Source organism: Tabrizicola sp., from assembly GCF_036781545.1.
Taxonomy (GTDB): domain Bacteria; phylum Pseudomonadota; class Alphaproteobacteria; order Rhodobacterales; family Rhodobacteraceae; genus Tabrizicola.
Genome location: NZ_DAIQAT010000089.1, coordinates 1 through 6,521, shown reverse-complemented (window position 1 = coordinate 6,521; position 6,521 = coordinate 1). Strand labels below are relative to the sequence as shown.

Below are 6,521 nucleotides of genomic sequence, written 5' to 3'. Positions count from 1 at the left end.
CCTGCTGGATCATGTAGAGAAGGCCGATGGTCGCGACGATGGTCGCCTCGGGGTCATAGGCGAGCCGCTTCAGGATCAGCCCGTCTGCCAGTGCGGCAAGGGCTGCCACGAGAAGTGGCGCGATGAGCAGGGCCGCGACAAAGGCGAGCGCGGGCAGGCCGGGGATGAATCCCGTGACCGCCCAGGCCAGAACCGCGCCCAGCATGTAGAACTCGCCATGGGCCACGTTGACCACGCGCATGACGCCGAAGACCAGCGAAAGGCCCGAGGCCGCCAGCGCCAGCACGGCGGCGGTCACGAGGCCCTCCATCAGGGCGAGGAGCAGGAAAGGTCCGAAGGCCATGCAAGGGTCCGGTTGGGGGAAGATGGGCGGATCACCCCCCTGCAGGGTGGGCGATCCGCCTGCGTCTGTTCAGAACGACATCGTCGTATAGTCCACCGCGTCCTCGTAAAGCCCTTCCTCGATGGTCGTGGTGTGGACCTTGACCAGCTTGCCGCCCTGTATCTGGCTGATGTTCTGCGACCCGAAGACCTGATGGGTCTTGCCGTTGAAGCGCATCGCCCCCTGCGGACGCTCGATGCCATAGGGCAGGTCGCTGATCGCCTCCATCGCCTCCACCAGCTTCTGCCGGTCGGCGGGGCCGGTATAGCCCGCGGCTTCCATCGCCTGTTTGATGAAGTAGAGCGTCTCCCAGGTCGAGAACATGTGGCTGTAGGTCGACACATCCTTGGCGTCGCTGACGCTGGCCCCGTTGTCATCCACCCCCACGGCCGCGCGGTAGGCGGCCTCGTGCTCGCCCGCGTCGGCGGGTTTCACGCGGGGATGCGCCTCCCAGAAATGCGAGCCTTCCAGGAATTCCAGGCCGGGCGTCGCTGTGTCCACCGCTTCCAGACTGTCGACGAAGCCGAAGAGCGCCGGCTTCGCGCCGGTGCCGTAGAATTCACCCAGTTCCTTGACGAAGGTCAGCACGGCCGGGCCGACCATGACGTGATACAGCACCTCGGTCTCGGCCGGGATCTGCGGAAAATAGCGGGTGAAGCTGGTCTCGGTCGGCGGCACGGCGATCTGGGCGATGACCTCGCCGCCCTGGGCCTGGATCGCGGTGGTGAAGAAATCGCGGTGGTCATGGCCGAAGGCATAGTCGGGGAAGACCATCGTGACCTTCTTGCCGAGGTTCGCCGCCACCCAGGGCGCCATGGTGGAAATCTGCGCGCGAACGTCGGTGATGCCGGGCTGCAGGGTCCAGCGGTTCAACGCGCCGCTGGCGACATGGTAGCCCTCGGAGCAGACGAGATAGGGTACCTTCAACTCGCCCGCCCGGGGCGCGGAGCCCATGACGACATGGGAGAAGAGCGTGCCCATCACCAGATCGCAACCGTCGGACTGGGTCAGCTTGTCCACCACCTCCGAGCCGCGCTTGGGATCGGTCGCGTCATCCTCGAACAGAAGCTCGACCGGACGCCCGGCGATCCCGCCGCCCTCGTTGATCATCTTCAGCGCGGCCTGTGCGGTGCGCTCGTACCAGCGCCCGTAGGCCGCGCCGATGCCGGTGCGGTGCAGCTGGAAACCGATCTTGATCGGGGCGCCTTGCGCCGCGACATAGCCCGGCAGCGCCGCCGTCAAGAGGCCCGCGCCGCCTGCCATCAGAAGGCCGCGGCGGGTGGGATGAAGCAGGTTCGTCATATCCGTCTCCTCACTGTTGCGGCCTCTCGCGGGCCTCTGGTTCATTGGGGGGCCAGGGGCTCCGGATTGTCCAGCCTTTTCATCCGGTTCTGGCGGTGGACAAAAGCCAGAGGCCCAGCACGGTGTAAGCAACCATCAGCACCGTCATCGGCAGATGCGCCGCAGGCCGCGCACCCTGCCCTGCCAGCTTCAACCCCAGCAGCACGGCCAGCAGATGCGCGCCAAGAACCGCCGCGAACTGCGCAGCATAGATCAGCGGCATCACCCTTGGGTCGGTCAGGAAGCCGAAGGAAACGTAGAAGGGCGGCAGGCCCAACCAGCTGTCGCCGGTCAGGAAAGGATCGTTCAGCGCGGCAAGGGTGTATTGCCCGGCGGTCAGCAGCATCACCAGGTAATGCGCCGCGTGATAGCCCGCCGCGATGGCGAGGAAGGACAGCATCACCGGCCCGGTCGCAAAACCTCCGCCGATCCGGCGACCAAGGGTGATCGCGCCGATGATCAGGCCCAGCGTCAGCACCCAGACCGCCAGAAGCCCCCCGGTGTTCTGCCAGACGACCGCGCTGCGACCGGTCGGCTCCAACGGGTTCTCGCCGATCAGCGCCTGCCACCAGAAGGTCTCGTTGAGGCCGTCGAAGGTGAGGGCCGCAAGCGCGAGGCTGACGAAAACCACGGCAGAGGGGGTAAGCGGCGGCATGGCAAGGACCTGCGTACCGGGCCAGCCCAGCATCAGGCGGGTTTTCGGGCCGTCGGGCTCGTGCCAAAGCGGCGCAACCTTCGAGATGAAGGCGAAAAGGACGGTCAGGAACTCGCCCCGCTCAAGCCAATCCTCACCGTCCAGCACGGCGAGGGTGAAGATCACCAGCCAGTAGGCAAGCGCGACCTCGGCCAGCACCGCCGGGTCGTCGGGATAAAGCGAGACGATCTGGAACCAGGCGAAACCGGCATAGCCTGCGACCGCGGGCCAATGGCCGAGGCGGGCAAGGCCGATGGAGCCGCTGCGGCCCAGCAACGTGCGGGCGATCCGCACCGGCCCGGTCCAGGGGTTGATCGGCCGCCAGAGGTTGCCCAGCAGCATCGAGCCCAGCGGCACCACGATCCAGACCCCGGTCCAGAAGACCAGCGTCATCAGGTTGTGCATCGGATCACGCTCGCCATAGAGGCCGACGAAGACCAGGGCCAGGAAGGCGAGGAACCCGAGGTAGGAGGTCAGCGTCAGGGGCAGCAGCACCCGCCGTTCCCAGATCAGCCGGGGCGCCATGACCGGCAGGCGGTGGGTGGCGGCGCCCATCAGCGCGGTCAGGGCCACGGTCAGGGCGGCGGCGGTGATGTAATGGCCGGTCGGCAGCGTCAGGATCACCGAAGGCGGCAAGGCGCAGGCGAAGGCGAGGCCGGGGGTGAAAAGCACCGCCAGACCGCTGGCCCCGAGAGTTCTGGAAAACTCCCGGCAAAATCCTTCGAAGGATCTTGGCGTCAGTCTCACCGGAGCCCGTCCTCTCCCTTGACCTGATCGATCTCCAAGCCCCCCATCCGGCTGTGCACCCGCCCGCCCCGCGCCATTCCCAAGGCGAAAAGCACTTCGTTCGCCCGCGGACCGTCGGCACAGGCCAGCGTGATCGCATCGAAGCGCGACCGGACATAGGCCGCGTTCAGATGGCCCAGCGGCATATCCAGCGTCGCGCCCATGCCGCCGACCTTCATCACGCTCGGCACGATGGCCCTGCATTCCCCCAGCCGCTCGCGCATCCCGTAGCCACCGGCGACATGCCAGAGCGCGCCGTGTTCGGCCTCGCCCCCCTCGCCCACGATGGCGCCCTTGCCATAGGCGTCGATCCCCGCGCGCCCCCCAAGGGCAGCGACCAGCCGGTCGGTCAGCTCCAGTGCCAGCGGCTTCAGATCCTCCATCGCGGGTTGCAGGTCGGCGATATAGCGGCCCGCGAAGGGGTTTGCGCAGATCGCATAGATCGCGCCGCGCACCGGCGGCGGCGTGACCAGGGGTCCGCCCTCGTGCCGGATCTCCTCCAGCTGCACAACGATCTTCCGGACAGCGAAATCAGCCACTTGCATCCCCCTTCTCCAGCGCCAGCGCGCCTGTCACCCGCCGCTCACCCTGCAGGAAAAGCGCGGCACCTTCAATCAGCCCGGCTGCCCGGAAACCCTCGGCCGCACGCAGGCCCGCGTCCAGCGCCTGTGCCCGCTCCTCTGGCGACAGGGGCGGCACCGCCACCGTCACCAGCCGATCGCCCAGATCGCTGTCCCATTGCAGTTCCCGCGCCGGGCGGCGGCGGATGCCCGGATGATCCAGATCCACCGCATTCGCGACCATCGTCGCCGCCGCATCCGCCATCGCCGCCGTCTGCGCCAGCACCGTCACCGCGTCCGCGATCCCCAGGGAGAAGCTGCGCCCGCGCCAGCCCGAGGTGGCGATCCCGCGCACCGGATCGGCGTGCCGGATGGTCGCCCGGCCCCCGTCCGCCGCCAGCGCACAGGTCAGCCGCTCACCCTTGGCCAGCCAAAGCGCGATGTCGCCGCCATTGTTGGCATAGGCGCGGGCAATGCCGGGGCCGGTCAGGGCCGCCAGCACCTCTTCCGCCACCGCACCGGCAACGGCGGCCATGGGAGTGATGAAGGCAGGCCGGAAAGGTGCGACGGCGGCGGCCATCCGGCGAGCGATCCTGCCTTCGACCGCAACACCTTCCGACCGCAGGGCGGGCAGTTCCGCGACCAGTTCCTCCAGCACCGTCGCGAAGCGCGCCGCCGCACGGATATAGCCCGCGCGCACCGCGCCCGCCTCGCCAAAGCTCTCGGCGACGATGTCGATCGGCCCGTGCTGCAAATGCAGCCGCCCGTCCGGCAAAAGGGCCGCCACCGCCCCTCCCAGCTTGCTCTTTTCAAAAATACTCCCGCCGGAGGCTCCACGGCCTGCCGCAGGCGCTTGCAGAGGGGAAAGGAGAGCTACGGCCATGGCTCGACCCTCGCCGCCGTCGGATATTCCCCGCCCTCGGCCATGGACTGATCCAGGCTGCGGATCGCCGTCTCATGCCCGCCCATCGCCAGGTAATCCTCGCGCGGGAGGGTGAATTCCAGCGGCGCCACCAGCGCAGGGGTCGGCACATAGCCGAAAGCCCCCTTCGGCAGGCGCGTGACATCGACCATGAAGGTGATCCCGCCACCCGGCCAGATATAGGTCTCCGCCCCGCCGCTCGTCAGCCGGGTCACGCCGCCCTGCACCGACCGCGTCAGCCGCACCGGGTTCTTCGCCACTCCGGCCCGCAAGGACCCCCCAGCGCCGCCCACGAACAGCACCGTACAGAGTGAGGGTTCGCAATTCTCGTCAATGAGTTCGACGGCCTTCCTCAAGTAATCTGGCAACTCCCGCTGCACCGGTTGAAGCGCCTCGTCCAGCACGTAATAGGCATATTGCTCGCCCGTTGTCGAAACCATCAACAGCCGCAGTCCCGGCCGCGCGCCCTTCTTCGGGTTCCACTCGCCCAGGATCTCCAGCGGGTCGGTCAGCCTTGTGCCGCCCCAGCCCTGACCGGGCTCGGACACCCGGAAATAGCGGCCCGGCGTGGAGCGGTGGCCCTTGATCCTGATCCCGGAAGGTTCCCAGCCGATCACCTTGCCCGCCTGATGCTCGCTGACGACCCCGGTGATGTGATCGTCAACCACCACCACCTCGTCCACGAGGCCCTGCCACTGCACCGCGAACATCCCGATGGTGGCCGAGCCGCAGCCGACCCGCATCCGCCTCTCGCGCACCCCGTCGACCACCGGCGCCTGCCCGGCCTGTGCCACAACGGTCGAGCCGCCGTCGATCGCAAGTTCCACCGCCTCGCCGTTGCAAAGCGCCAGCATCGCGGCGCAGGTGACGCGGCCCTCGGCCTTGCCGCCCCCGGTCAGGTGATGGACGCCGCCCAGAGACAGCATCTGCGAGCCATATTCGGCGGTCGTCACATGGCCCACGGGTTCGCCGTCCACCCTGACTACCGCGCCTTCGGGGCCAAGGAAGCGGTCGGTGTCGATCTTCACCTTGACCCCGCAATAGGAAAAGATCGCCTCGGTCACGACCGTAACCATATCGGCGCCCGACACCCGGGAAGAGACGATGAAGGGCGCGGGCTTGTAATCCGGGTAGGTGGTGCCCGAGCCGATGCCGGTCACGAAAGCATCCGCCGGGACCGGAGAACCGTCCCAGTCCCGCGCGGCGAAGGGGACGACACGGCCCCCGGCCTCAACTGCGTGGGACAGCATCACCACCGGATCGGTGCGGACGATCCGGCCCGCGGCATTGGCGTAGCGGTCGCAGGCCCCGGTCTGGCCCGGCGCGATGTAGCACATTACCGGGCAGGCATCGCAGCGGATCTTCTCGGGCGCCTGGGTCATATCAGGCCCCCAATCGCATCCAGAACACGGTGCGGCAGCGCCGGAACCCGGGTGATCCCGGCTCCCGTGGCATGGCGGATCGCATTCAGGATCGCGGGGGCGGTGGGGATCAGGACGTGCTCGCCCAGCCCCTTGGCGCCATAGGGGCCTTCGGGGTCGGGCACCTCGACCAGCAGGCTTTCGATGGGCGGCACGTCGCCGAAGGTCGGGATCAGGTAGTCGTGCAGGTTCTCGGTGCGGCCGGGCAGGTAGTCCTCCATCAGCGCCATGCCGATGCCCTGGGCGATGCCGCCCTCGATCTGGCCGCGGGCGAGCATCGGGTTGATCGCCCGGCCCAGATCATGCGCCGCGGTGATCTTGATCAGCCGCACCGTGCCGAGCGCCTCGTCCACCTCCAGTTCCACCATCTGCGCGCCGTAGCCGTAGACGGCATAGGGCGCGCCCTGCCCGTTCG

At 68.1% G+C, this 6,521-nt stretch carries 7 protein-coding genes; all 7 read right to left on the bottom strand.

The window, feature by feature from the left end:
• Positions 1-343 (bottom strand): ABC transporter permease subunit (locus V7Q39_RS13385; RefSeq protein WP_443082520.1); only part of this gene is annotated, 343 nt, incomplete at its 3' end.
• Positions 344-412: 69 nt separating this feature from the next.
• Positions 413-1,684: an ABC transporter substrate-binding protein gene (locus tag V7Q39_RS13380; protein ID WP_333817092.1), complete on the bottom strand. Its 1,272-nt coding sequence runs from the start codon at positions 1,682-1,684 to the stop codon at positions 413-415.
• A 79-nt stretch (positions 1,685-1,763) separates the two neighbouring features.
• The gene (locus V7Q39_RS13375; RefSeq protein ID WP_333817091.1) at positions 1,764-3,089 is read right to left on the bottom strand and encodes a hypothetical protein; all 1,326 of its coding nucleotides are present in this window, start codon (positions 3,087-3,089) and stop codon (positions 1,764-1,766) included.
• Positions 3,090-3,160: 71 nt separating this feature from the next.
• The gene (locus tag V7Q39_RS13370; RefSeq protein ID WP_333817090.1) at positions 3,161-3,748 is read right to left on the bottom strand and encodes an amino acid synthesis family protein; all 588 of its coding nucleotides are present in this window, start codon (positions 3,746-3,748) and stop codon (positions 3,161-3,163) included.
• Positions 3,735-4,550: a UPF0280 family protein gene (locus tag V7Q39_RS13365; RefSeq protein WP_333817089.1), complete on the bottom strand. Its 816-nt coding sequence runs from the start codon at positions 4,548-4,550 to the stop codon at positions 3,735-3,737. The genes V7Q39_RS13370 and V7Q39_RS13365 overlap by 14 nt, the downstream gene beginning before the upstream one ends.
• An 86-nt stretch (positions 4,551-4,636) precedes the next feature.
• On the bottom strand, positions 4,637-6,067 hold the full coding sequence (locus tag V7Q39_RS13360) for a 6-hydroxynicotinate reductase (protein WP_333817088.1): 1,431 nt from the start codon (positions 6,065-6,067) through the stop codon (positions 4,637-4,639).
• Positions 6,064-6,521: xanthine dehydrogenase family protein molybdopterin-binding subunit (locus tag V7Q39_RS13355; protein WP_333817087.1), on the bottom strand; the 458-nt coding region annotated here is incomplete at its 5' end. The genes V7Q39_RS13355 and V7Q39_RS13360, both read right to left, overlap by 4 nt.